This is a genomic window from Comamonas brasiliensis (assembly GCF_018292285.1).
Lineage (GTDB): Bacteria > Pseudomonadota > Gammaproteobacteria > Burkholderiales > Burkholderiaceae_C > Comamonas > Comamonas brasiliensis.
Genome location: NZ_JAANES010000006.1, coordinates 1 through 25,425, shown reverse-complemented (window position 1 = coordinate 25,425; position 25,425 = coordinate 1). Strand labels below are relative to the sequence as shown.

24 protein-coding genes are annotated in these 25,425 nt (G+C 59.8%); 22 read left to right on the top strand and 2 right to left on the bottom strand.

The window, feature by feature from the left end:
* Positions 1–205: 205 nt before the first annotated feature.
* Positions 206–442 carry a helix-turn-helix domain-containing protein gene (locus tag DJFAAGMI_RS20990; protein WP_211458863.1) on the bottom strand — a complete coding sequence of 79 codons (237 nt, stop codon included), beginning with the start codon at positions 440–442 and terminating at the stop codon, positions 206–208.
* Between the two features lie 39 nt (positions 443–481).
* Between DJFAAGMI_RS20990 and DJFAAGMI_RS20985 the strand changes: the two genes are divergently transcribed.
* From DJFAAGMI_RS20985 to DJFAAGMI_RS20905, 17 genes are all read left to right on the top strand, one after another.
* Positions 482–1,204: a S24 family peptidase gene (locus DJFAAGMI_RS20985; RefSeq protein ID WP_249334640.1), complete on the top strand. Its 723-nt coding sequence runs from the start codon at positions 482–484 to the stop codon at positions 1,202–1,204.
* 113 nt (positions 1,205–1,317) lie between these two features.
* Positions 1,318–2,403, top strand: a complete 1,086-nt coding sequence (locus tag DJFAAGMI_RS20980) for a DUF3800 domain-containing protein (RefSeq protein WP_211458862.1) — start codon at positions 1,318–1,320, stop codon at positions 2,401–2,403.
* A 184-nt stretch (positions 2,404–2,587) separates the two neighbouring features.
* On the top strand, positions 2,588–3,232 hold the full coding sequence (locus DJFAAGMI_RS20975) for a lysozyme (protein WP_211458861.1): 645 nt from the start codon (positions 2,588–2,590) through the stop codon (positions 3,230–3,232).
* Complete coding sequence (locus DJFAAGMI_RS20970) at positions 3,229–3,756, top strand: hypothetical protein (RefSeq protein WP_211458860.1); 528 nt, start codon at positions 3,229–3,231, stop codon at positions 3,754–3,756. Before DJFAAGMI_RS20975 ends, DJFAAGMI_RS20970 begins: the two co-directional genes overlap by 4 nt.
* A 24-nt stretch (positions 3,757–3,780) precedes the next feature.
* The gene (locus tag DJFAAGMI_RS20965; RefSeq protein WP_057092523.1) at positions 3,781–4,053 is read left to right on the top strand and encodes a hypothetical protein; all 273 of its coding nucleotides are present in this window, start codon (positions 3,781–3,783) and stop codon (positions 4,051–4,053) included.
* The gene (locus DJFAAGMI_RS20960; protein WP_057092522.1) at positions 4,053–4,550 is read left to right on the top strand and encodes a DUF1804 family protein; all 498 of its coding nucleotides are present in this window, start codon (positions 4,053–4,055) and stop codon (positions 4,548–4,550) included. Before DJFAAGMI_RS20965 ends, DJFAAGMI_RS20960 begins: the two co-directional genes overlap by 1 nt.
* 2 nt (positions 4,551–4,552) lie before the next feature.
* Positions 4,553–6,223 (top strand): phage terminase large subunit, encoded by a 1,671-nt coding sequence (terL, locus tag DJFAAGMI_RS20955; protein WP_211458858.1) that lies wholly within the window; start codon positions 4,553–4,555, stop codon positions 6,221–6,223.
* Positions 6,220–7,728, top strand: coding sequence for a hypothetical protein (locus tag DJFAAGMI_RS20950; RefSeq protein ID WP_249334638.1), 1,509 nt, complete (start codon positions 6,220–6,222; stop codon positions 7,726–7,728). The genes terL and DJFAAGMI_RS20950 overlap by 4 nt, the downstream gene beginning before the upstream one ends.
* The gene (locus DJFAAGMI_RS20945) at positions 7,721–8,677 is read left to right on the top strand and encodes a hypothetical protein (protein WP_211458857.1); all 957 of its coding nucleotides are present in this window, start codon (positions 7,721–7,723) and stop codon (positions 8,675–8,677) included. Before DJFAAGMI_RS20950 ends, DJFAAGMI_RS20945 begins: the two co-directional genes overlap by 8 nt.
* A 118-nt stretch (positions 8,678–8,795) precedes the next feature.
* Positions 8,796–9,869, top strand: a complete 1,074-nt coding sequence (locus tag DJFAAGMI_RS20940; RefSeq protein ID WP_211458856.1) for an AlbA family DNA-binding domain-containing protein — start codon at positions 8,796–8,798, stop codon at positions 9,867–9,869.
* 125 nt (positions 9,870–9,994) lie between these two features.
* Positions 9,995–10,204, top strand: a complete 210-nt coding sequence (locus DJFAAGMI_RS20935; RefSeq protein WP_211458855.1) for a hypothetical protein — start codon at positions 9,995–9,997, stop codon at positions 10,202–10,204.
* Positions 10,205–10,207: 3 nt separating this feature from the next.
* Positions 10,208–12,625 (top strand): phage major capsid protein, encoded by a 2,418-nt coding sequence (locus tag DJFAAGMI_RS20930; RefSeq protein ID WP_211458854.1) that lies wholly within the window; start codon positions 10,208–10,210, stop codon positions 12,623–12,625.
* Positions 12,626–12,759: 134 nt separating this feature from the next.
* Positions 12,760–13,437, top strand: coding sequence for a hypothetical protein (locus tag DJFAAGMI_RS20925; RefSeq protein ID WP_211458853.1), 678 nt, complete (start codon positions 12,760–12,762; stop codon positions 13,435–13,437).
* Positions 13,434–13,934 carry a hypothetical protein gene (locus DJFAAGMI_RS20920; RefSeq protein ID WP_211458851.1) on the top strand — a complete coding sequence of 167 codons (501 nt, stop codon included), beginning with the start codon at positions 13,434–13,436 and terminating at the stop codon, positions 13,932–13,934. The genes DJFAAGMI_RS20925 and DJFAAGMI_RS20920 overlap by 4 nt, the downstream gene beginning before the upstream one ends.
* Positions 13,931–14,440, top strand: a complete 510-nt coding sequence (locus tag DJFAAGMI_RS20915; RefSeq protein ID WP_211458849.1) for a hypothetical protein — start codon at positions 13,931–13,933, stop codon at positions 14,438–14,440. The genes DJFAAGMI_RS20920 and DJFAAGMI_RS20915 overlap by 4 nt, the downstream gene beginning before the upstream one ends.
* Complete coding sequence (locus tag DJFAAGMI_RS20910) at positions 14,437–14,655, top strand: DUF7210 family protein (protein WP_211458847.1); 219 nt, start codon at positions 14,437–14,439, stop codon at positions 14,653–14,655. Before DJFAAGMI_RS20915 ends, DJFAAGMI_RS20910 begins: the two co-directional genes overlap by 4 nt.
* Before the next feature lie 3 nt (positions 14,656–14,658).
* On the top strand, positions 14,659–15,660 hold the full coding sequence (locus DJFAAGMI_RS20905) for a hypothetical protein (protein ID WP_211458845.1): 1,002 nt from the start codon (positions 14,659–14,661) through the stop codon (positions 15,658–15,660).
* Positions 15,661–15,763: 103 nt separating this feature from the next.
* On the opposite strand, the gene DJFAAGMI_RS20900 is transcribed toward DJFAAGMI_RS20905, so the two are convergent.
* The gene (locus DJFAAGMI_RS20900) at positions 15,764–15,922 is read right to left on the bottom strand and encodes a hypothetical protein (RefSeq protein ID WP_211458843.1); all 159 of its coding nucleotides are present in this window, start codon (positions 15,920–15,922) and stop codon (positions 15,764–15,766) included.
* 19 nt (positions 15,923–15,941) lie between these two features.
* Here DJFAAGMI_RS20900 and DJFAAGMI_RS20895 point away from each other — a divergent pair, with 19 nt between their 5' ends.
* The 5 genes from DJFAAGMI_RS20895 to DJFAAGMI_RS20875 form a co-directional block, all read left to right on the top strand.
* Positions 15,942–19,151, top strand: coding sequence for a tape measure protein (locus DJFAAGMI_RS20895; protein ID WP_211458841.1), 3,210 nt, complete (start codon positions 15,942–15,944; stop codon positions 19,149–19,151).
* Entirely contained in the window at positions 19,148–19,543 is a 396-nt protein-coding gene (locus tag DJFAAGMI_RS20890; RefSeq protein ID WP_179626342.1) for a hypothetical protein, read from the top strand. The genes DJFAAGMI_RS20895 and DJFAAGMI_RS20890 overlap by 4 nt, the downstream gene beginning before the upstream one ends.
* Positions 19,544–19,545: 2 nt before the next feature.
* The gene (locus tag DJFAAGMI_RS20885; RefSeq protein ID WP_211458839.1) at positions 19,546–23,139 is read left to right on the top strand and encodes a hypothetical protein; all 3,594 of its coding nucleotides are present in this window, start codon (positions 19,546–19,548) and stop codon (positions 23,137–23,139) included.
* Positions 23,140–23,155: 16 nt separating this feature from the next.
* Complete coding sequence (locus DJFAAGMI_RS20880) at positions 23,156–24,325, top strand: hypothetical protein (RefSeq protein WP_211458837.1); 1,170 nt, start codon at positions 23,156–23,158, stop codon at positions 24,323–24,325.
* On the top strand, positions 24,322–25,425 hold a 1,104-nt coding region (locus tag DJFAAGMI_RS20875; protein ID WP_419095620.1), incomplete at its 3' end, for a WD40/YVTN/BNR-like repeat-containing protein. The genes DJFAAGMI_RS20880 and DJFAAGMI_RS20875, both read left to right, overlap by 4 nt.

Genomic DNA, 25,425 nt, shown 5'->3' with positions numbered 1-25,425 from the left:
ACCTGGCCTGCCATTCGTTCGGGCCGGGAAATTGGGCGCAACGCTGTGCAAACGGCGTTGTACGAAAGCTGATATCGGCGCGCGAAGCCCTGGAGCGAGCCGTAGTGCTCTTGAATGTATTTGCGAGCACTGATCTCTCCCCATGGATTCAGTCCACAGGCGAGTACGACCAGATGCCCATCGCGAGTCAGCTTGAGGCGAGGTTTCATTTCTCTCCCCCGCGTTTCAACTTGTTCATGCGATGTGGTTCGTATTGACCGGGCCAGATGCGGTTGACGGGCTGCTCAATCAGATTGGCAATGGCATCTGCGACACGTCGCGAAGTTGAGCGGCCGTGAATGACATTGCTGACAGTCATACGTGAAAGACTCAACTGATCCGCCATGGCAGCCGGTGTCGTTCCCCGCATACGGATCTCAGCTTTAATTTGTTCTGGATGCATTTGCTGCTACGCTATTGGTTCAAAAGGAAACGTTTCAAGTTGAACCGTATTCTTGGTTCAAAACGAAACGCAGTCAATAGCTATATGCAAAAAAATCCTCAAAGCACCCAATTGCCATCGGTAGATGAAGTCGTTGCTCGCATTGCAGGCGCGCTGGGGCCCGGGTGGATGGCCTTGATGGAGGTTCAGCCTGAAACGGTCAGGACTTGGCGTAAGCGGGGAGAAGTACCCGTGAAGCAGCTACTTAGAGCCGCAAGGCACTCAGGTCGTACCGTTGAGCACTTCAGTGCGCAGGCTGGTGCAGAAAGTCGAGCAGGGTCGACGCGGGTTTATCAAGACGATGGTGAGTTCACCCAGATCGAGGTTCTGGACGCTTGCATGAGTGCAGGAAATGGTGCGACCAACGGTGAGCAGGAAGTTCTGGGCCGCTTGGCGTTCCGAACTGCGTGGCTTCGCTCCAAGGGGCTCAATCGCAATAACGCAAAGATAGTTCGGGTGCGCGGTAACTCGATGTCTGATCGCATCAATGATGGTGACATTCTACTGGTCGACACTTCGGTGAATGCTTTGGCACATGACGGCGTTTATGTGATTGAGCTCGAAGGGGAAGACTACGTAAAGCTGCTGCAGCGGGACTTCAGCACTGGTGGTGTGAAAGTTATCAGCTACAACCCGGACTACCCAGTTCAGACTCTGGAAGGTGAAGCTGCAAACCGGTTGAGAATAACAGGCCGAGTTGTGTGGCACGGCGGTGAAATATGATACGGTTAGTTAATTGATAATGGCGTGAATTAGGTAATTATTGACGCTTTTATCGCGCTCTTACTTTGATAGAAAAAATACACAGATATTGATTTGTCCAGAAGATTTTAAATATGCATATTTTTATTGATGAATCAGGGCTTTTTTCAGTCTCTTCGAAATCGCAGGCATGGAGTACTGTTGGTGGAGTTGTAATTCCAGATGGTTCTTTAGAGAAAGTAGGAGAATCACTTGCCAAACTGAAAGCCGAATATGGACTAGGAATTGATGAAGAGTTCAAGCGAAACCGCCCGGACTGTGCATCAGAACCCTATCAGGAATTTCTGAAGTCGTTGGATAAGGCTGGATGCACACTGCACGCAGTGTCTACCGTTAGCGATTCTGCAAGTGGCGTTGAGGATCTGGAGAAGCATAGAGATAGCACGATTGCCGCAATTCGCAATTATTCTTCCTCGAAGGAAAGAGATCTTGAACTTTATGCTGAAGAAGTTGTTGCGCTTGTAAGGAGCTTAAGTAGACAGGAATTTAATCAATGCATCCTGCAAGTACAAATGATATGCGAAATGCTCCCAAAAATAATTTCTCACTATGCCGGAATTTTACCTGAAGAGCTTGGTAGATTTAAGTGGGTTATTGATAAAAAAAATATTAATAAAGAAAATAAATATGAGAAATGCTTTAAGGATATTTATATTGGGATGATTATGGTAGGCTCTGCGAATCAGAATTCTGCTATCATAACAGGCAGAAATTATGAGGCATTTAATAGGGCTTTTTCTCCAAAGGTAAATACTGGTGAGCTTCTGAGGTCATTTTCAAAAGAGACGGGAATAGATAGAAGTCATCTAAAAAATTCTATAGTGCCAGTTTCTTTTTCTAAGCTATTGGAGAATGAATTTAGTCTTGAAGATTCAAAGCGATCTATTGGACTTCAAGTCGCAGATTTACTTATATCGAGTGTAAATCGCTGTTTAAAACAAAACTATACTAATAACAAAAAAATGGCTAAAGCTTTAGGGCGGCTGATGATTAATTCTCCGAGAGTCGATGGTTGGAGCCTTACTGTCAGAGCCTGTGGTAACCCAAGATCAATTAAAAATGCTCCTGCCAATTTAATAAAGCTTATGGACGCTTCATCTAAACATTTATACAGTAAAAAACTTAAAGAAAATTACTCCAAGGCATTGTCTTTAATTTAATTAATGACTGTTCCCTGATAATTGAAGACAATACAACTGATATTACGGTAGTCAGTTGTCTTGCAAGCAACAACTAACTCTCTTCGGCTTTTCGGGGTTGTGATACCTTAATAATAGAATTGCCCTCTCGGGCCAGCATTTGCGGGCCTTTTTTGTTTTCGCGTGCCCCACGAAAGTCGAGGGCATGGCAAACAAACTCTCCCTCGGTAAAACGGTTCTGCGCTTCGGCATCCCACTCGTGCTGGGTGGTGGTGCGTATGTCACCTATATCTCAGGCTACGAGGACGGACCTGCCAAGCGTGATGGCAGGCCGCAATTCAAGAATGTGGTCTATGCCGATGTACTGGCAGCGGGCCTCCCAACGGCTTGTCTGGGGCTGACCAGAACTGCCAGCTCGGTGCCTGTAGTACTGGGCGATTACTGGTCCGATGAGCAATGCATGGTCGTGGGCAGTCAGGTGCTGGCCAAGGGGCAGGCCAGGGTGCTGGACTGCATCAAGGTGCCAGTGTCCCAGCCAATATTGGATGCCTTTTCCAGCCACGGTCATAACAATGGCGAGCCATCGACCTGCGCCAGTCGTGCCATGGGTCTGCTCAATGCGAAGCGCTATGAAGAAGCCTGCGACGCGCTGGCTCATGCGCCGAGTGGCACGCCCGTCTGGAGCTACACCAAGACCGGCAGGCGCAATGCCAAGGGCGAGTGGGAGTACCGCTTTGTCCAGGGCCTCTACAACCGCCGTTTAAAAGAGCGCACCGATTGCCTGCAGGGCGTGGCCTTGCTCCGCGCCAACTACGACTTCGCCACCGGCACCTGGAAGTCGCAGCCATGAAGCGCTTTCTGGCATTCATCACCCCTGGAGTGCTGGCACTGGCTTTGCTGTTGTACCTGGCGCTTGCCTTGGGCATGTGGCACTTGAAGACCAAGTCTCAGCTCGTAGCCACCGAACTGCAGCAGTTGCAGGGCAGCGTTGCCACCCAGAACCGCATCGCCAAGGCTGAGCTGGAGCGCCTGACAGTTGAGCGCAACGCTGCTCAAGCCAGGCTGGATCAGCTTTACCAACAGCAGGAAAAAACCGATGCCCAGGCAGTCCAAGAAATCGCTCGCCTTACTGGTGAGCTTGAGCAGCGCCCTGTGCGGGTGCGCATCGTCCCCCAGCCCGCTGCCGGTGGGGCAGGTGGTTGTCGCGCCGCAGGTGAGCAAGCCGCCAGCACCGACCCTGGTGCAGCAGACGCAGCCGAGGCCTACGGGCTACTTCCAGCAGCAAATTCTGCGCGCTTTGCAGGAGTGATTCAGGAGATTGAAACCCTTAACGCGGCCTATGCGTCCTGCCGGTCGCTGCTGCTGCACCCATGACTCGCCACAAAAAACAGAGGAACCATGTCACTCGAAAAAGACGAACTGATGCTGCTGGGAAAGATCGACGGCAAGCTCGACGGCATTACCGCGCATCTCAATCGCCAGGACCAACGCATTCAAGAGCTGGATGAACGCGTGGATCAGCGCCTCAACTCCATTGATACCCGGCTGCGCGAGGTCGAGAAGAAGGCTGCGGTCGCGGGCGCGGTGTCAGGCGGTGCCGTGGCGGTAGGCACGGCGCTGATCGTCGAGGGCATCAAGACGTATTTCCGTGGCGGAGGCCTGGGCAACTAATGGCGCACGGCAAAGAAAAGCGTACCCAACTGCGCGGCTTGTATGTGTTTCAGCGCATGGCCATGGAAGCGGCCTGCAAGAAGCTCGGCGTGCCGCGCAGCACCGGCAACCGCTGGAAGCAGGAGGCGGCAGACAAGGGCGACGATTGGGAAACGGCCCGCGCTGCCGTGGCCATGGGCGATGAGAACTTCAAAAACCTCTCGGCCAAGCTGCTGGAGGACTACCTCATTCAGCACCAGGCCACCATGGATCTGCTGCGTGAGGCCAAGGATATGGGGCCGCGCGATCGTGCCGAGACGCTGGCCAGCATGAGCGACAGCTTCAACAAGACCATGTCCAGCTTCAAGCGTCTCAATCCCGAGCTGAACCGCCAGGCTGTGCAGTTGGACATCCTTCAACGCTTTGCCGCGTTTGCCCAGCAGCGCTATCCGCAGCACTTGGCCGCTCTGGTCGAGATGCTGGAGCCGTTTGGCGAAGAGCTGGCCAAGGTGAAATAGCCATGGCCAAGAACAGCAAGGATTTTCTGGCGGGCCTGACAGCGCTGGCCGATGACCTGCGCAAACAGATCGACGCCAACCTGGACGGCTGGGACACCAATCCTGCAGCCATTGCCGAGCGCCGCCGCAAGGTTTGCGACCCGGTCAATGGCTACGAGTATTGGGACCGCAACTACTTCCCTCACTATGGCCGGGCCGAGCCCAGCGAGCTGCACAAGTACCTCTACAAGCGCTTGCCTGAAATAGTGAACACTGCTGCGGGGCAGCGCGACGCCATTGCGGCCCCGCGTGGCGAGGCGAAGTCCACCAAGATCAGCATGAGCTTTGTGTCTTGGTGTCTGGTCACCGGAGCCAAGTGGTACGCCATCATCGTGATGGACGCCTTTGAGCAGGCTGCAGAAATGCTGGAGGCCATTAAGGCCGAGCTGGAAGCTAACCCGCGCATTGCCAACGATTTTCCCGAAGCCTGTGGGCAGGGGCGTGTCTGGCGGGCGGGCGTGATCGTGACGGCCAACGGTCGTAAGGTTGAAGCGTTCGGCTCCAGCAAGAAGATCCGGGGCCGCCGCCACGGCGCGCACCGCCCGGATCTGGCGATTTGCGACGACATCGAGAACGACGAGAACGTCAACACGCCGGCCCAACGCGACAAGCTACAGGCTTTTGTGACCAAGAGCGTGCTGTCCCTGGGGCCGCCCGATGACTCCATGGACGCCATTCTGGTGGGCACAGTACTGCACTACGACAGCGTGCTGGCGCGTTTTCTGAAAAACCCGCTGTGGAATCGCAAAGTCTTTAAAGCCATCATCCAGTGGCCCGAGCGCATGGATCTGTGGGAGCAGTTTGAAGGCTTTCTGCTCAATGCCGACACGCCCCAGGAGGGCGAAGCTGCGGCCATGGCTCTATATAGAGAGCACCAAGCCGAGATGGAAAAAGGCAGCAAGGTGTCCTGGCCAGCGCTGCGCCCCTTGGTCAAGCTGATGATCCGCCGCGCCCGTGAAGGGCACTCGGCCTTTGACTCCGAGCAGCAGAACGACCCGACAGCCGGGGAGGATGCGCCATTCGCCAACTCCATCCGCTTCTGGGTCAACCGCCTGGCGGAGTGGGTGTTTTACGGCGCATGTGACCCCAGCTTGGGAAGGGCAGGCAACAGCCGCGACCCCAGCGCCATTGGAGTCGGCGGCTACAACCGCGAGACCGGCATCATGGATGTGGTCGAGGCCGCTATCCGTAAGCGCGTGCCCGATCGCATCATCAGCGACGTGATCGAGATGCAGCGCGAGTACTGCTGCGTTGTCTGGGGCTTCGAATCCGTGCAGTTCCAGGAATTCCTGCGCACTGAGCTGGTCAAGCGCAGCGCCCAGCAGGGCATCCCGGTACCGGCTCGTCCGCTCTTGCCGATCAGCGACAAGCTGCTGCGCATCGAAAGCCTGCAGCCTCATATGCACAACGGCTTGATCCGTGTGCACAGCAGCCAGACCACGCTGATTGACCAGTTCAGGCATTTTCCCAAGGCCGATCACGACGACGGTCCTGACATGGTCCAGATGCTCTACATGCTGGCCGTCACAGGCGGCATTGCTGCGGCCACACAGGGCGGCAACAACCACCAGGTACAGACCGCCCGCGAGCGCTACGCCCGCCAGGCCTCACGAATGTTCAGGAGAAATACATGAAGCCCCAGGCATGGAGCCGGTTCAAATCATTTCTGGGTTTTGACCAGGCAGCGGTCGCGCAAGGCGTGGACCAAGCACACCACACCCAGCCCATGCGTGAAGCCGCCAGCGCCCAGGGCAATAGTGATGAAGGGTGGCGGAAGCTCAGCGGCGGCGGGCTCGATAGCTTGAACGATCGCGATCTGGCACCGATGGCCCAGGACCGCATGCAGAAGCTGGCTGAATACCTGTGGCAAAGCAATCTGCTGGCCAACCGTCTGACCGAACTGCCCCTGGCCTATCTGCTGGCCGAGGGCGTCACTCTGCAGTGCCAGGACGAAGAGCACCAGGCACTGCTCAATACATTCTGGACCGACCCCATCAATAACTGGCCGCTCAAGCTGCAGGGCAGGGTGCGCGCCCTGGGCCTGTTGGGTGAGCAGTGCTATATCGCCAATGTGCGCGACGGCGATGGCTTTGTGCGGCTGGGTTACTTGGACCCACGCCAGATCGCCACCGTGGTCAATGACCCCGGCAATCCAGAGCAGCCCATTGGTGTCATCACCAAGCGCGACAACCGGGGGCGTCAATATAAATACAGAGTAATCGTCCTGGGCGAGGACGCGGAGCTGTTCAGTGAGAACACCTGCCGGATTCGCGCTGATGAATTCACAGACGGTGAGTGTCTGCTCTACCAGCTCAATAAATTTCCCAATGGCAGCCGTGGGCGCTCCGACCTTCTGGGGCAGATGGACTGGCTGGATGCCTATGACGAGTTCCTGTTCAATGAGCTGGACCGCATTGGCTACCTGCGTTCTTTTGTCTGGGACGTGGAGCTGAAGGGCGCGGACGACGCCAAGGTCAAGGAATATGAGAAGACCTTTGTGCCGCCTGCTCCCAACAGCACCTTTGTCCATAACGACAGCGTTACGCTGGAAGCCAAGAGCCCGAGCCTGCAGGCAGCCGACACCAGCGAGAGCGCCCGCTTGCTGAGAAACCATGTGCTCGGCGGCAGCACCATGCCCGAGCATTGGTTTGGTGGCGGCGGGGATGTGAACCGCGCTGCAGCCTCGGAGATGGGTGAGCCCACCTTCAAGATGTACAGCATGCGCCAGTCCTTCCTCAAGATCATGCTGGAGGAGATAGGCCGCCATGTGTTGCTGTGCCAGGCACGAACCCAAGGCGTCACTCCTGACTGGTCGGAAGAAAAATGGCAGGTGACTGCGGTCTTCCCTGAACTGCTCAATCGTGACGTCACCAAATTTGCCAGCGCGATGCAAACCTTGGCCGCGTCCGTGGTGCAGATGATCGAGGCCGGGCTGATGACCGAAGAGACCGCCCTCAAGATCGTGGCTGACGTGGCCCAGCGCTTTGGCCAGGACTTTGATGCCAAGGCCGAGCTGGAAGCAGCACGCAAGGAAGCTGCCGAGCGCAAGGCCAAGAGAGACGCTGAAGACGTGTTCACCAATTTGCCTGCAGACCTGGCCGCCGCACGGGCTGAGGCATCTGGACAGAGCCATGGCTAAGAAAGCCAGCAGCGGGCAGGAGCTGGGCCAAAAGCCAGATAAGGCATTTGAGGCTGAGCTGGCCAGGCGCTTGCGCGAACGAGCTCAACTGCTCCTGGCTGGAGAAACCCAGGTTCTGCTGCTACTCAAAGAGGCTCGCGATCAGATCTTGGTCACGTTGGCAGGCTTGCCTGCGGATTGGCAGCAGCTACAGCTTTCGCGCTTATTAGGGCAGATCGAGGACGTTCTGGCTGGAGCAACCAGCCGCGCCGGTGCCCTATTTGAAATGCGTATGCAGGATGCCTGGACCCTGGGCGAGGATTTCGTGGACAAGCCCCTGGCCATTATTGGCCACCGCGTGGAACTGCAACTGGCCCAACTCGATGTGGGCGTGCTCAAGCAAATGAAAGCGTTTGGCTCCCTGCGGCTCAAGGACGTGGGCAACGAAGCTGCCCGCAAGATTGGTCAGCAGTTGGGCCAGACCACCATTGGCGCGCAGACGCCATACCAGGCCATCCAGGCAGTACAGAAGATTCTCGGGGCCGAGTCACCCAGGCGCGCGGCCACCATAGTTCGCACGGAAGTCAGCCGGGCGTTTGCCGTGGCCTCCAATGAACGCTTGCAACAGGCCGAGCCCCTGGTGCCTGGCCTGGGCAAGCAGTGGCGGCGCAGCGGCAAGATCCACAGTCGCTGGAATCACGACATCATCGACGGCCAGGTCGTGGAGGCCAGCAAGCCCTTCAAGGTGCCCAACCCTGGCGGCGGTATCGACAAGATGCAGTGCCCGCATGACCCCAGGGCTCCCGTCGAGCAGATCATTCACTGCGGGTGCATTTCTATCCCGTGGATGAAGAACTGGCGGGTGATGACGCCGGGTGCCAAGCCTTTCACCGAGCGCGAGCTGCAACTGGATGGGCGCAAGGCTGCGTTGGATCAGGCTGCGAAGAGGGCGGGAGGGCGTAAAGAGTGAAAGGCCTCCGTGATAGCTTTAAACCAAGTTCAGGTGGCGTGGCCCCAATTGCTTCGTTTGGAAGCCCTCTGCGTTGATTTAAAGTACGTTTAAACGGACTACTGTTGAGGAGGGGTCAATGAATTTTGAGTCTGGCGATGTGCCAAGCCGTGCCCACGAACTGTTTCACCGACTGGAGACTCAAGGTGCTACCTATGTCAAGGCTTTGGTGGAGGAAAAAAAGAGCGAAGAACTATTTCTGGATTTCAAAAGAATCGCAACGGACTCTTCTGCGAACGCATTAAATCCTTCTGATCGAGATAATTTTAAAAAAGCACTATCAGGTTTTGCTAATTCTGAAGGGGGTGTGATCCTGTGGGGTGCTGAAACTGTAAAAATCGAGGGGGTTGAGAGCCTGAAGTTTCCAGATGGATATGCCGACACAGCGCGTTTTGTTTCGTTGCTGGAGGACGCAATATCAGGATGTACTGTCCCTCCCGTGCCCGGCGTTCGATCAATCAAGATTCCATTAACGGATGATGATTCAAAAGGATTAGTTGCCACTTTGGTGCCAGCTAGTCACTATGCGCCTCATCAGACAACAGATGATTCTCGTGCGTACTTTATGCGGGCTGGGTCATCTTTTGCACGTGTACCGCATGGAATTCTGGCAGGGATGTTTGGTCGTCGTCCGGCTCCGAAAATTTTGCTGAACCAAATAGTCAAAAGTTGTTATGTTGGTTTAGAGGACGGGAGAAATATCCCTCATTTAAAATTTGAGCTGGAGCTATGCAACTCTTCGAACGTTGTTGCGAGGGATGCCTTCCTTTCTTGGAGTTTCAATAAAGCTGGGTCAAGGATGGCTGATTTGAGAGTAACTTTTGCAAAGCCTGGATTGCCTTGGCATTTAGAGAGATCGAGCCCCCGAAGCGGATCATTAATAGTTCAAGACGGTTATAAATTGGCTCCTTATTCAAAATACCCAGTTTTAACCTTTGATTTAAGCAACTTTGGACTGGCCAATGAAGCTATAGATATTGATTTCCATTTTGGGTGCGATGGTGCCGTACCAGGACATTGCCGACTATTTATTGACAGAGATGATCTCAAGAGCGCTGTAGAAGACTTGGGGAAATTGCCTCTTGGCTACGGAGATGGATTTAATTATTTAAAGCTGGGAAATCGTATTCTTGGGCTTCCATCTTTTTGGTAGTGTGCTTAAGCGAGCTTCATCTTTTTAGGGCCAGCATTCGCGGGCCTTATTTATATGTGGCCCACTAGGCACAGTCACCCCATCGCAATGCCGCGCTCTGCGGCTCATTTTCGATGGAGTGGCCCATGTCCGAATCCGAGACAAAAGAAACCAAGCTGACGGCAGCCGATGCTGCCAAGCGCGTCCAGCGCATCGTCCTGGAGCCTGCAGAAGGCAAGGACAAGTTAAAAGAAAAGCGTCTCGCGGTTTCCGCCGATGAAGTGCTGTCCTTCAAGGACTACGGCACCCACATCGTCGTGGTGACTGTGGACGGTCAGAAGCTGACTGGCAAATAAGCCATGCTCAAGCTCATCCCTCACGGCACGGGCTTTGATCGCCTGACGGAGGCGGTCACTTCCGAGTTCGGTCAGTTGATCGAGCTAGTGCGCCAGGCGGTACGCGACAAGCTGCGCCTGACGGTCAATGGCGACTACTACGTGGACATGCGTGGCATCTGGCCTGACCGGGCCGTGGTGCAGGTCAAGGGTCGCCTCTACAGCTACGCCTACACGGTCAACGCAGATAACACCGTGGCGCTGGCTGAAGGCGAAGAGGTGGTGGCGCAGTTCCAGCCTGTGTCTGATAAGACGGGGGCCATCTTTCCCGATATCTCCGAGGCAGACCGTGCAGCGGGGAGAGTCAAGCTTTCAGAGATCGTGCGCGAATCTCAGGAGGCTGCGGCCTTCCGTGAAGCCCAGGACGGCACGATTGAAGTCACGCTGATTCGTGCGGGCCGCAGCGGCAACCGTAACTACTACCCCGACCAGGCACTGCGTGAAGCGGCACCCATGTTTGAAGGCGTGCGCGTCTTTGCCAAGTCTGACGCCGATCACAGCGCGGGCAAGGGCAAGGATGTGCGCAATCTGATCGGCGGCATCTACAGCGTGCGCTTCGTCGAAGGCAAGACGCCCGACACCGGCAGCCTGGTCGGAACCTTTAAAGCCATCGACCCTAGCGACTCCACGGTCACCAAGATGGTCGGCTCCGTCAAACGGGGCATGCAGGGGCTGCTGGGCCTGTCGATTGACGCGGACGCCCGCACCCGCAAACGCCCCAGCGGCAGCGAGACCCTGCGCGAAGCCGTGAAGTTCACCAAGGTTCACTCGGTGGACCTGATTGTCGAGCCAGGCGCGGGCGGCGGCCTGGACCGTCTGACCGAAGCCGCCGCCGATCCCAGTACCTCTCCCCCTGAATCTCAAGAAGGAAGCCAAACCATGCCTTTGTGGAAGCAACGCATGCTGGAGGCCATCAAGGCCAAAGACCCGGCGAAGCATGCCGCCATCAAACTGGACACGATCACCGACGACGAGGTGGTCAATCTGCATGAATCTGTTTGCGGCCCGCTGGTCCCTGAGCCTGGAACGCAGCGAGTGACCGAGGCCCAGGGCGACAATGCGCCGCTGACCCGCGCCGACCTGCAGGTGTATGAGTTGCGTGGTGCCGCCCGTGAGCGCATCAACACGGCCAGGCTGCCCCAGGCAGCCAAGGAGCGCCTGCTGAGCCAGGTGGCGACCGCTGGCGCTGATCGCCTGACCGAAGCTGCCGTGGGTGATCTGATCAAGGCAGAAGGCGACTACATCGCCCGCATGACGGAGTCGGGTACGGTGCGCGTGCCTGCGTTCGGTAATGGCTCCATCAACGTGGAAGACCGCAGCGTGTCGATCCGCGAGATGCTGACGGCGTTTTTCGACCCCACGCACAAGGAGCACCGCAACGTGCAGTCGCTGCGCGAGTGCTACATCGAGATCACGGGCGACCGCCGTGTCACCGGCCAGATCCGTGACTGCGATCTGGGCCGCATGGCCGAGAGCCTGGGCGTCATGCGTGAGTCGGTCACCAGCAGCACCTGGAGCGATGCGCTGGGCGATAGCATCACCCGCCGCATGCAGGCGGTCTACACCGGCCTGACCAACCTGGACGCCTGGCGTCGTGTGGCCACGACCGCGCCGATCAAAGACTTCCGCACCCAGGAACGCATCCGCATCGGCGGCTACGGCAACCTGCCTGCAGTCGCTCAAGGCGCTGCCTATCAGTCGCTGAATTCGCCTACTGACGACAAAGCCACCTTTGCGGTGACCAAGCGCGGCGGCACCGAAGACGTGACACTGGAAGCGATCAAGAACGACGATGTCCAGGCGCTGCGTCGCATTCCCACCGAGCTGGCACTGGCGGCCAAGAACACGCTCTATGAGTTCGTGTTCGACTTCTTCCGCATCAATGGCCTGATCTATGACACCAAGGCGCTGTACCACGCCGACCACAACAACCTGTTCACGGGCGCACTGACGGCTTCCGAGTTTGCGTTGCATCGCTTGGCCATGCTCAAGCAGACCCGTGCGGGCAGCGCCAAGCGTCTGGCCACAGGCCCAGCAGCGATCATGGTGCCCTTCGAGCTGCAGGAAACGGCCTATGACCTGTTCGTGCGCGGCCAGAACCTGGACAAGACCTTTGTTCAGACCATCAACCCCGAGGTGATCCCCGTCAGCTATTGGACGGATGCCAACGACTGGTGCACGGTCGCTGACCCTCTGGTGCTGCCGGTGCTGGAGGTTGGCTTCCTCGACGGCCAGGAAGAACCGGAGCTGTTTGTGCAGGACCAGCCCAACGGCGGCTCCATGTTTAGCAACGACAAGCTGACCTACAAGATCCGCCACATCTACGGCGGCACCGTCTTGGTCGACGGTGAAAAGGGCACGACCAAGGCTGTTGTCGCGTAAGTCGCCCGGCCCGTCAGCCCCCATCCAGGCCTGCCCCAACCGGGGCGGGTTTGCAAAGTCACCAGCCTGGCCCGGAGCCTTTGCAAACCCATGGTCGATTTTTTCCATTCCCTCTTTAAACACTAGGAGCCGTCGTGGCGCTTGAGGATTTTCAGAATCTGGTCAAGGACATGGTCTCGGACCGGGATGATGCGATCACCGCTGAAGTACGCGACCGCGCCCTTGATCAGGCGCGCATGCGCTACAGCGAAGACGTGCCGCGCCTGGAGCTGGAGGAGGTGGTGTGGCCTGCTACTGGCGTCTTTGGACCGGTGCCTGCAGGCTGGACGGATAGCGCAGTCATCCAGTCTGTGGAGTTTCCGGTGGGGCGGCGTCCAGCCTCTTTGGTGTTAGCGGACGCTTACAGAACGGCGAACGGCTGGGGTTTGGAGAGCGAGCATGCGTTACCTGGCAATGCCTTGATCCGGGTGAGCTTCCTGGTTCCCCATGTGCTGGACGCCACTGCCGACAGCATTCCCCAGCGTCATCGCCTGGCCGTGGCTTCGTTTGCGGCCCATCTCCTGTGCCAGCAACTGGCCACGCGCTTTGCAGGCGATCGCGAGACCACGCTCGGCTCGGACATGTCTCGCACGGAGAGCTGCTCGCGCAACTATGCGGCCCGTGCCAAAGACTACCGCGCGGCCTATTTTGCAGGCATTGGTCAGCTGGACCCGGTGCTTCAGGATGCGGTCGCTGGCTCTGCCGTGTCGGCGGTGGTGAGTTGGCCGCGCCGTAATCCGCGTCACCGCCTGGTGAGCAGGGGCGGCCTATGAACCTCGACATCAGCCTGGGCGATCTGAGCGCCATCGAGCGCGGCCTGCGCCAGGAGCCTGACTACACCCGCCAGGTGCTGGAGGCCACTATGCACCAGGCCACGCTGCTGGTGCAGCGCGAGTGGCAGGAGAACATGCCGCGCGTCAGTGGCATCACAGCCCGCAGCATCACCAGCGATGTGGCCAGCACGCCTGCCGGGGTGCTCGGCATTGTGGGCAGCAGCCAGCCCACGGCCTTGTTTATTGAGCTGGGCACCCAACCCCACATGCCGCCGATCAAGGCCATCGAACCCTGGGTCAAGGCCGTGCTGGGCATTCGTGAGCCAAAGGAAGTCAAACGAGTGGCCTTCCTGGTCGCCAGAAAGATTGCGCGCGAAGGGACCGCCCCGCAGCGCCCCATGGAGCGGGCGGCCCTGGCCACGCGCGGCCAGGTCATCGCGATGTTTGAAGGCGCTGCCGCCCAGATTCTCAACTTCATCACAGGAGGCAAGGCATGACTGCCGCCACTTTGTCTGCTGCCCGCAGGGCGCTGTTGGCCGTCCTGGCCGCAGTGCCTGCTGTGGGCATGGTTCATTCTCGGGAGCGCTTTGCCGCCAGTGAAGCGGAGTTTCGCAAGCTCTATCTTTACAGCCCGGCGCAGGCTGACGACGACTTCGGACTGGATCCCCATATCCGTGGCTGGTATGTGCGTCGCACTGCGACCACCGAGGTCAACGCCAACGGTCGCATCCTCAACGAGCACCGATGGTTGATCCTTGGCTACATGGCTTTTAAAGATGCCGTGGAGAGTGAGCTGATCTTTGACGACCTGGTCGAGCGCATCCGCTCTGCCGTGCGCGTGGACACCACGCTCGGCTTGCCCGGCATGTTGGGCGGCTCCATTCATGAAGAGCGCGGCGTGCAGGTGGCCAGTGCTGGCCCGGTCATGTTTGCCGGGGTGCTGTGTCACAGCGCCATGCTGGAGATGAGCACCCGCAGCTGGGTGGAATGGAGGAAGCCATGAAACCCAGCTCCCGCCGCAAGGCCGCACTGGCCCAGCACGCCATGGTCTCTGTGATCTTGAAGGCGGAGCACGAGCACCTGGGATCTCTGCACCAGCCAGGCGCTGAGATCTCTGTGCACCCCGATACCGCGCAATGGCTGGAGGCCATGGGCGTCGCCGCACCCGCTCCACCCACAGCTCAAACCCCATCTCAACCTGTCAACACAAAGGACTGACCTATGTCTGATGACGTCATCAAACGCATTTTTGCCCCTGCCGCATTGGTCGGCCAGATCTATGCCCGCGAGTACGGGAGCACCACTGCGCCGCTGCCCATTGGCAACGTGCTGGCTGCCGAGCTGTCGCACAAGGAGGATGTGAAAAAGCAACCTAATATGACCACACTGGGCGGGGGCACGCACTCCGAGATCCGCCGCGTCACGGAGGTGGAGCTGGCGATGACGCTGGCCGACATCAATCCGATCAACCTGGCGCGCGCCACGCAGGGCACAGTCAGCGGGGTGGAGCAGGGGCAGATCAGCAATGAGACCCTGAAGGTGACGCGCGGCGGCTTGTTGCGCACCAAGCATTTGCAGCCCAGCAATGTCGTCTTGACCAAAGGCACGACACAAGGCACGGCCACCGTGACCGATGAAGAGCATTTGGACGTCAAGAAGGGCGACCTGGTCGCGCTGGCCCATACGGGGGCCACTGACGTGACGGTGCGCATCGGTGATAGCGTGGCCACAGCCACGGCACTGACCATGGCGGGCAACTACTCGGTCACGGCAGCAGGTATCCAGCTCGATCCCGCTGCTCCCGATGTCACGGATGGCAAGGGCATCTGGGTCAACTACAAATACCAAACCGTTGGCGATGTGGTGCCTGCGGCGGGCAACTATGAAGTGCGCCCGGCTGGCATCTTCGTGTTCCAGGACGCGACGGGGCTGGCTGAGGGTGAAGAGGTCAAGGTTGCGTACTCTCACGTGGGCTATGCCGTGATCGAGGCCTTGACCACCAAGCCGAAGGAGCTGGAGATCATCCTGGAGGGGCTGAACGAGGCCGATGACGGCAAACTGGCCATCGTGGAAATTTGGCGCGCAAGTCAGGGCGTGGCATCATCCATCGCGCTGTTGCAGGAAAGCGGGTTCATCAACCTGAAGGTGACCGGCTCGGTCCTGATGGACTCCACCAAGGTGGGCAACGGCATCAGCAAGTACTACCGCGTGCGCAAGACCTGACGCCGCACCAGACCCTTTAAAAGACTAAGGCCAGCACTCGCTGGCCTTTTTTGTTGGCGCTCAAAAACCGACAGTGATGCCTGAAAGCCGCTTTCAAGCAGCGTCACCGTCTGGGGCCAAGAAACATCTGCAGCCCGATCCACAGGACATAGGCACCGAGCAGGCCATAGGCCACTGCCGCAAGTGCCATGCCTGCACGCACAGACACTCCTGCACCCACCAGGAAGGCGATGCATGCAATGAAGGCGATGAGACGAGTCATCCGCCCATTGTAGGAATCCATGACAGATAAGCAAATCAGCCTGCAGATCGACACCGGGGTCACGGGACGTGAGTCCATCGTGGGCCTGGCTGACGATCTGGAGAACGTTGCCAAGGTCCTGGAGGGCGAGGTTGCAGTTGAGGCGCGCACGGCGGCTGCCAGGCTGCGCGAATTGGCCCAGCAGGACGCCGCGATCACCACGTTCACCAAGCTGGAGGCCGAGGCCAAGTCAACGGCTGCCAGCTTGCGCCTGGCCGAAACGGAGGCCAAGAACTACGGTCGCCAGATTTCGGCGCTTGGCCCGCCGACAGAAAAAGAAGCAGCAGCGCTGCGGCAGCTCAATGCAGCTGCGGATAGTGCCCGCTCCACGTTTGAGCAGCAGAAGCAGGCCCTGTCCCAGGCCCAAGGTGAGCTGCAGCGCTTTGGTGTCGCTGGCCAGAATGCCCAGCAGGCGCAGCAGCGCTTGCGCCAGGAGGTGGAGCAAGTCCGTGAATCGGTGCTCACGTTGGTGCCCGCTCACCAAGGTGCTGCGGCAGGCGCACAGAATGCCGCCGCCAGCATGGTGCGCAGCCACCGCCAGATCGGTGATGGCGTGGAGTCCATCAGCAAGCAGCTGGACCGGCTGCAGAAGTTCTATATAGGACTGCAGTCGCTGCAGGGCCTTAAAAATCTCGCCTTCGACCTGGCTGCCACTGCTGACCAGGCCAACAACCTGCAGGCCCGCATGAAGCTGGTCACGGGTGAGGGCGAGAACTTCACGCGATCGTGGGAGGGTGTGACTGAGGTCGCACTGCGCACCCACAGTGCGCTTGAAGACACCGGGGTGCTGTTTTCTCGCATCGCCCAGGCCGGTCGCGATGCCGGTCTGAGTGCCGAGAAGGCCAGCCTGCAGAGCCTGAGCCTCACGGAAACCATCAACCAGGCGGTGCAGATTGGTGGCTCCAGCGCAGAGGCCTCATCCGCCGCCATCACGCAATTGATCCAGGGCCTGCAAAGCGGCGTGTTGCGCGGCGAGGAATTCAACAGTGTCATGGAGCAGGCACCGCGCCTGGCACGTGCTTTGGCCGATGGTCTGGGCGTGACCACGGGCGAGCTGCGCAAGATGGCTGAGTCTGGCCTGCTGACCACGCAGACGGTGATTGCTGCCCTGCAGGGCCAAAGTGCAGCCGTTGCCGCAGAGTTCCAACGCTTGCCTCCCACAGTGGGCCGGGCCATGCAGGACCTGTCCACGCAGTGGTCCCTGTACGTGCAAAAGGTGGACCAGGCCAATGGTGCCAGCGCCGCAGCGGCCAAAGCCATTCAATTGCTGGCCAATAACCTGCAGAGCATTGCGGGCCTGCTGATGGATTTAGGCCAGGCTGCGGCGGCATTCACTGCATTGCGCCTGGCGCAGCACTTTCTGGGCATTGGCCAGGCGACGCAAGTGGCTGCTACAGGCATTGCTGCCGCTAATGCCCAGCTCGTGGCCACTCAGGCGGCAGCCGCAGGAGCTGCAGCCAGTACCAGCCGATTTGCGGCGGTCATGGGTGGCCTCAAGACATTCACTCTGGTTGGCATTGTTTCCAACATCAAAGATATCGGTACCTGGATAGGGGAGAGCGCGGCCAAGCTGGCTGGATACAAGGACCGCACCGAAGAGCTGGAAAAGGCGGACAAGGCCGCTGCCGCAGCGGCGCGTGAATTAGCGGCAGCCCGTGCCGCCGAGGCCCAGAAAACCCAGGATGCGGCAGACAAGCTATTTGATTTGTCCAAGGCTGCACGCAATGCCGTCGCTGAGTTTGAGCAGCTCACAAAATCCGGCAAAGCTAGTGCCGATGCCTTAAAGAGCGTCACCGAAGGTTTTGATTTAACCAAGATTCAAGGCATCAAGGATTTTGCTGCCACCTTGGATAAGTTGGGCGAGACCGCAAAGATTACGGCCAGCGAAACCGAGGCAGCTTGGACCAAGGCTTTGTCGGGCAAGGATTTAGCGGTATTCGAAGCCAATGCGCGGGCGGCATTTTTGGGGAGCAGCCGTGAAGCGCAGCGCCTGGCGCAACTAACCGATGCAGTTCTGACCGAAGCGATTAAACGCGCTGGTCTGGAATATGACGTACTTCGGGGAAATATTTCCGCTGCATCTCGCAGTGCGATTAATGACACCCAGGCGCTTATTGACCAACTCGGAAAACTCAAGGAAGAGGGTGTCGACACCGGGCGAGTACTGAATGCGAGTTTCAGCAAAGCCATTGAAAGCGCGGACAGCGAAGCCGCATTAAAGGCTATTCGAGAACAAATCGAATCGGTGCGCAGTGCATTGGGTCAGCCGCTGGCCGATGGCTTGCTTGACCAGGCTAAAAAGAAAGCCGATGCGCTCAAGGATGCTCTGGACGCAGCCACGCCAGGCATTAATAGCGTGCGCGAGGCATTCAAGCAGTTGGGCATTACCTCGGATGAAACGCTCAAGAAGACGGCAGCCGATGCAAAAGCTGCCTATGACGTGCTGCGCGACAGCGGCACGGCCAGTGCCCGAGAAATGGGCGAAGCCTTTAAAAAATCTGCTGATGCTGCGATTGCCGCCAACAAAGGCATTGCGCCAGCCTGGGTCCAGGCCGAGGCTGCCATGCGCGGATATGAGGTGGCGGTCGACAGCGCCGGGCGGGCCACGCTCAGGCTCAAGGGCTCGGTCGACGATTCGGCGGGCTCACACAGCCGGGCAGCCAATGCCGTCGACCAGCACCGCACGGCCCTGGAGCGACTGAACGCCGAGCGTGAGCGAGAAATCGCCTCCCAAGAAAAAGCCAATGAGCTGGCCACCCGTGAGCTGCAGCTCTTGGAAGCCAAGCGCAATGCGGGAACTATTCGCGGGGCCGATGCGGTTCCAGCTTTCGAGAGCAAGGCCCAGGCCGATGCCTGGCTGGCCAAGTGGAAAGAGCAGTACGCCAGGGACAACCCGTTTTCAACGCAAAGCGGTGGCCAGCTCGGCAACTTCATGCATGACATGACCATGTTCGAGTGGAACCGTGAGGTGGATGCGATGGAGCTGCGCAACACCATGAAGGGCAACGGCAATGCCGAGACCTCCAGCAAGACGCCGCTGGAAGCCATGGTCTCGCGTCAGGTCTCCACCATCAATCTGCAGCTCAACGGCCAGCCCTATGGCCAGGTCAACACGGACCCGGCAGGTGCCGCCTCGCTGAACCAGTTTCTCGGAGAGCTGAGCCGCCAGAAAGGGGCCTCGTCCTCATGATCACGCTTACCTACAACGGCACCACGGCCCATATCAGCGACCGCCTGGATTGGCAGGACGAGTTCAGCTGGAGCCCGGTCGACCAGGCCACCAGCTACAGCACCACAGGCGCGCTGCTGGTGGATGTGGCTTTAAAGCAGGCCGGTCGCCCGATCACGCTGATGGGCACCGAGACCGCCGCCTGGATCACGCGGGCGCTGTGCTCAACGCTGCAGGCTTGGGCCGAGCTGCCCGGCATCCAGCTCACCCTGGTGCTGCGTGGCCAGGCCCGCCAAGTCATGTTCGACCACGCCAAGGGCGGCTTTACAGGTCAGCCCGTTTTCAAGCTGCAGGACGGCGAGGAATCTCCCGAGCAGCTGTATTTGCCGACTTTCCGATTTATTGAGGTTTGACGATGGCCATTTTGCAAGGCGATATCCAGCTGCGAGCCAGCCGAGTCATGGACGATGTGCCCGAGGGCGGTGGCGGGCCGTCCACGGTCGTGATCGAGTCCAGTCAGGAAAACGCCGTGATGCCCGACATTTCCGAGATGGATCGGGCCACGGGCCGCGCCAATCTGCGTCAGGTGCATGTGGGCGTGGACACTGAAGACCGCGACACCTACCAGGGCAGCAATGTCATCGTGGCCAAGCCGCCCGAAGACCCCAATGTGTCCATCACCCTGTTTTCCACGGGCGAGGTCTATGACACCCGCGCTCAGGCACAGGCCCGGCTGGAGGCCTACTTGAACAAGGGGGCCGAGTGGGCGGGCTACCTCTATGAGAACCACATCAAGGGCCAGCGCGTCATTCAGATTTTCCAGCGCCCCGGTACCGAGCTGCCAGCCGTGGGCAAGACCCTGGTTCTGGTTGGCAATGAAGGCTTGGCCAACGAGCAGGAGCAATATGTCCGCGCCATTCGCGTGACCAGCGTGGAGCGCACCTTCACCTACGACACCGACCGGGACTATCAGGCCGTGGTGGTGACGGTGGAGCTGTCCGACGCCTTGCGCTATGACTTCACCGGGTCCCCAGCCAGCCGCCAGTTTGCCCGGCAGATCAATAGCGCACATCTGCGCGATACCGTGGTGGCCGATGCGGGCAGCTATGTGGGCGTCACGCCTTTGCAGAAGGCCGCAGCCCTGGGCGATTTCACGATCATTGCCAAGACGATCATGACCCAGATCGTGCCCTCGGCCCAGAGCGAGACGCCCATCCCCGCGACCATTCCTTATGCGGCGGCAGGCTTTCCGGTCTCTGCGGCCGAGGCCGTGACCTTCAGCTCATCGCAGACCTGGAACACCACCACCAGCCTGGCCCTGCCCGGTGGCTGCCTGCCGGGTTCGCTCTCCATCGTGGTGGGCGGCGTCACCTTGACCGACAAGGGTGGCATTCTGATGTCGGGCACCCAACAGATCGGGCTGGTGGACTATGCCAATGGCATCGTCACCTCCAGCTCGGGCAGCTATGACGGCAGCAAGACCATCAGTTACCGGCCTGCCGCCTATATGCAGCGCGTGCCGCAGTCCAGCGAGATCCGCATCACGGCAGAGAACCGCAGCCAGAGCTACACGGGCTTCATCACGCCGCTGCCGGCGCGCGGCACGCTGTCCTTTAGCTACCGGGCGCAGGGCCGCTGGTATGTGCTGTCGGACGCCGGCGACGGCGCGCTGCGTGGCACCGACTCCAGCTATGGCGCAGGCACCTATAGCGCCGAGACCGGCAGCTTTGTCGTCACGCTGGGTGCCTTGCCTGATGTGGGTAGCTCCATCGTCCAGCACTGGGGCGTGCCGACTCAGGAAACCGTGCAGCCTGCCGCTGACCTGCTGATCAGCCAGACCATTGCCCTGGCCTTGCCTGCAGGACAGGCGCTGTATCCCGGCGCTTTTGATATCAAGTGGATGGATGGCACTACCCAGCGCACCGCCACGGCCACCGCCGCGTGGCAGCTTCAGGGGGACGCCACGGGCGAAGTGCGGGTAGGGCGCTCCGAGGTGCTGTTTGCGCCCAGGCTGCTGCCAGCTGTGGGCACGGTGCTCGATGTCACGGTCGACACCGCCCCTGCGGTCGAGGTGAACCTGCAGCACCCCTCGCGCAACGGCCAGGGCCGCCTGGCGGTCTCTGCCGGCCAGGGGGCACTGGTTCCCTATACGGTCGAAGTCGAGTGGAACACGCTGACCGACCAGAGCGTGCTCGGTCTCTACACCCGAGACCAGCTCAAGGAAATGGGCGTGACGCTGGTCGACCCGACCCAGATCGCCCGCGATGACGGCAACGGCAAGCTGATGCTCAACGGCGTGCAGGTCGGCACGGTCACCTACAGCACGGGAGCGGTGGACTTCAACCCCGATGTCGTCATCAAGATCCCCAAGCCGGTCTATTCGTCCAGCCAGGTCAGCGGCGGCGGCTTCAATGGCGAGGTGGCCCAGTACCGCCTCAACTACGAGGGCATCGAGTACCTGAGTGCGCCCTCGATCTATCCCAATGACGAAAGCGGCTACGTCAAGATCCGCTTTCGCACCACGGGCAGCGCAACGCGCCGCACGCTGCAGGTCGCGTTTGCGCCTGAGTTTGATCTGGTCACGGGCGTGCAGGCCCCGGTGGTTCCCGGTTCGGTCGTGCTGATGCCTTCCAGCGGTCAGCCCTGGAGCGATGACGGCAGGGGCGTGCTGCGGGTGCTGACCTCGGGCGGCTTTGTGGCGCGCGGCTCGGTCAACTACGCCACGGGCCGCGTAGGCCTGACCTCATGGACTCCGGGCAACGCCAACCAACTACGCCGGGCAGGCTGCATCACCACCTTGGGTGACGCCATCAGCAGCGCCTATGTATTCCGCACGGCTGCAGCGCCGCTGCGCCCCGGCTCCCTCACGGTGCAGGTGCCCAGGGCCTCGGGCGGCTCGCAGAACGTCAGCGCCGGCATTGATGGCACCATCACGGCTCCCGGTGTGGTCGGCACGGTGGACTATGAAACAGGCCTGGTGCGCCTGGGCTTCGGTGCCCTGGTCGTGGCCGCAGGCAATGAGGCCGAGCCCTGGTATGACGCGGCCAACGTCCAGCAGGACGGCAGGATCTTTAAACCGCAGCCCGTGGTCGCCAGTGCCTTGCGCTGTTCGGCGGTGGCTTATGCCTACTTGCCCATGAATGCCGACATCATCGGCATCGACCCGGTGCGCCTGCCTAGCGACGGCAAGGTGCCGATCTTCCGGTCTGGCTCCTTGTGCGTAGTGGGCCACACCAAGACCAGCGCCCAGCTCAACGTCAGCAACAACATGACCGTCAACCTTGCCCGCGTGCGCCTGTCCCGCGTGGTGGTGAGGGATGCCAACGGCAAGACCCTGAATACCGGCTATTCCGTCGACCTGGAGGCCGGGCTGGTCACCTTTACCGATGTGTCTGCCATGACCATGCCGGTGACGATTGAGGATCGCATCGAAGACATGGCCACGGCCACCGATGTGCAGATCTCGGGCGAGATCACCTTCAACCGGGCGCTGACCCATGACTACCCCAAGGACGGCACCTATGTCTCCAGCGCCCTGCAGGCCAGCGACCGCCGCGCTCGGGTGAGTCTGGCCTTTGCGCAAAAGACTTGGGTCGATAACGCTTGGTCTGACGTACTCATGGGGCAGGAGCCGCCTGCCAAGTACGACCAGGGCGTCGCGCCCATCGAGATCACCAACGCAGGTGGCAGCACCGAGCGCTGGGTGCTTGAGTTCACATCGACCAGCCAATTCCGCGTGATTGGCGAGCATGTGGGCGTGATTGCCACGGGCGACATCAACAGCGTCTGCTCGCCGCTCAACCCGGCCACGGGCAAGCCGTATTTCACGATCCAGCCCCTGGGCTGGGGCAGCGGCTGGGCCGTGGGGAACATCCTGCGCATCAACACCGTGGGCGCGATCTACCCCTTCTGGGTCGTGCGAACCATCCAGCCGGGGCCTGAGACCGGCATCGAGCACAGCTTTTCCATCCTGGCGCGCGGTGATGTGAACCGCCCGCAGTCCAACTGAATTCCTGGAGAGAGTTATGGCATCCCCTGTAGATACCTCAGTCAAGCACGCATACAGCTCCATGACCGGGGCACCCGCCATCGGCGGCACAGTCGGCTCCCTGATCGGCGCGCTCGACGCCTTCCTGGTCAATGGCTGGGGCGCAAAGGCCGTGGATTCGGCGGTCATCAGCAACGGCATCTGCCGCCTGAGTTTTGCCAGCGGCAAGAGTGCGGCAGAGGCACATGCCGTCATCACGGTGACCGGGGCAACGCCCTCGGCCTTGAATGGCGAGCAGAAGGTGACGGCTGTCGCCAATGGCTGGGTGGAGTTCAAGACAGCGCTGCCGGACGGAGCCGTCACCGGCTCCATCAGTTTCAAGATGGCTCCGCTGGGCTGGGAGAAGGTCTTTGCTGGTACGAACAAGGCCGTGTACAGGCAAATTGATCCGGCATCGACGCGTATGTTCTACCGCGTCGACGATAGCAATGCCTCTTATGCCAGGGTGCAGATGTACGAGTCCATGACAGATGTGGACACGGGCATTGCGGCTGCGCCTACGAACGTCACCGGTGGCTACTACTGGCACAAGCGCTACAGCTCGGGCACCTCTTATTGGGTGTTTGCCGGTGATTCGCGCGGCTTTTACCTTGTCTTGTTTCCGTATAGCACTACGCCGACGAACGCCAGCTATGCCGGTATTTCCTGCTACGTGGGCGATCTCAACAGCTTGCGCAGCGGTGATGCATGGTGCGGCGTGTTGTCTGGGGCGACCGACACCGAATTCACGCAGACCAGTGGCTGCGTGTTCCAAACAGCTGGATCGACGGGCATTTCCATCAAGCGCTTGGCGCACGGCATGGGCGGCGCAGCTCAATGCGGCCGTAAAGCATTCGGCAATGTCAACGTCGTGTCTGGCTCGGATAGCTATCTGGGCTCGTTTCCGTCCGTGGTTGACAACAGCCTGCAACTGTCCGCGATTTATCTGACGGATGGCCCATCTACTGCACCGGCCCGGGGGGTAATGCCGGGCGCTTACCACTGCCCTCAGTCCAATGTCCTTGCGTCGCTGGGTGGGAACGTGGCCCTTACAGCTGGGCAAGGATCGTTTACGGGAAAGCAGATACTGAGCTTTGCTGTTGGAGTTCCTGCTTCCACCGCTGGGGTGGGATTTTTTGACGTCACCGGCCCCTGGAGGCAGTCATGAAAAGCCTGGTCTGGCGTCTGTGCGGCCTGGATACGCTGGGGGCAGATCTGGCCTTGCAGCAGATCGTCGGCTGGGCGGCGGCGGGCGATGTCGTGCCCACATCGATCCAGGCCAGCGTGGCCCCGCTCTCGGGCTCGCTCAATGAGCTGATCTCGGGGGCAACTGCCGAAGTCGTGTTTTCTGGCGCGGCGGTGCGTCAGCCCGGTTTCTATATTGAGCTGGGCTTTGCAAGCGCCGTGGAGCTGCTGGACTTCCGTTTTAGAGGGCCGGATGCGACCCGCTGGCCTTGTGCCTATATGTTGACGGCTGCAGGCGCGGACTCGATTTACCGGGGCGGCCCGATCTGGGTGGCCGGGGCGCTGAGCGCAGGGGAGAGCACGCCCCCCGATGTGGAGAAAATCAGCGCCGATCTGACCAGCCTCACTGCGGGGCCATCGGGCGGCATCTATGGGGCAGGCGTTTCGGCCTATGGCGGGGTCGTGGCATGCGCTCCGCATGCCCAGTCGCCCTACCTGTCCAAGGACTTCGGCGTCACATGGTCACGGCCATCGGGTGCACCAGGCTTGCAGTATTCGCGTGCGGCAGTCTCCGATGACGGCGGCGTCATCCTTTTCTCGAACTATGGCGGGCCGCTCTACCTGAGTACCAATGCCGGAGCCTCCTTTGCTGCCGTGGATGGTGCGGGCTCGCGCGGCTGGGAGTCCTGCGCTGTCTCGGGGGACGGCAGCACGCTGCTGGCCGCAGATGGCACCGCTGGCGGTGGCCTCTGGCGCTCTACCGATGGGGGTGCGACCTGGGCCATATGCGCAGGAGCCGGTGCAAAGGCCTGGCTGGGGGTCAGCGTTTCGGCCTTGGGCGATATCGTGCTTGCGACCGCTGCAAGCAGCTCGCCATCGATCAGCTTTGATGGGGGTGCAACCTGGGCCGAAGTCGCTGGAGTTCCGTCTGCACCTCTGACCCGCTGCGCTGTCTCCAGGAACGGCACTGCATTGGCGGTCTGCGCCCGTGCCGGATGGATCTATGCCAGCTGGGACGGTGGCCTCTCTTGGAGCCGTGACACGCTGGCGGCATCGTCGGAGTGGCGCAATATTGCGCTGTCG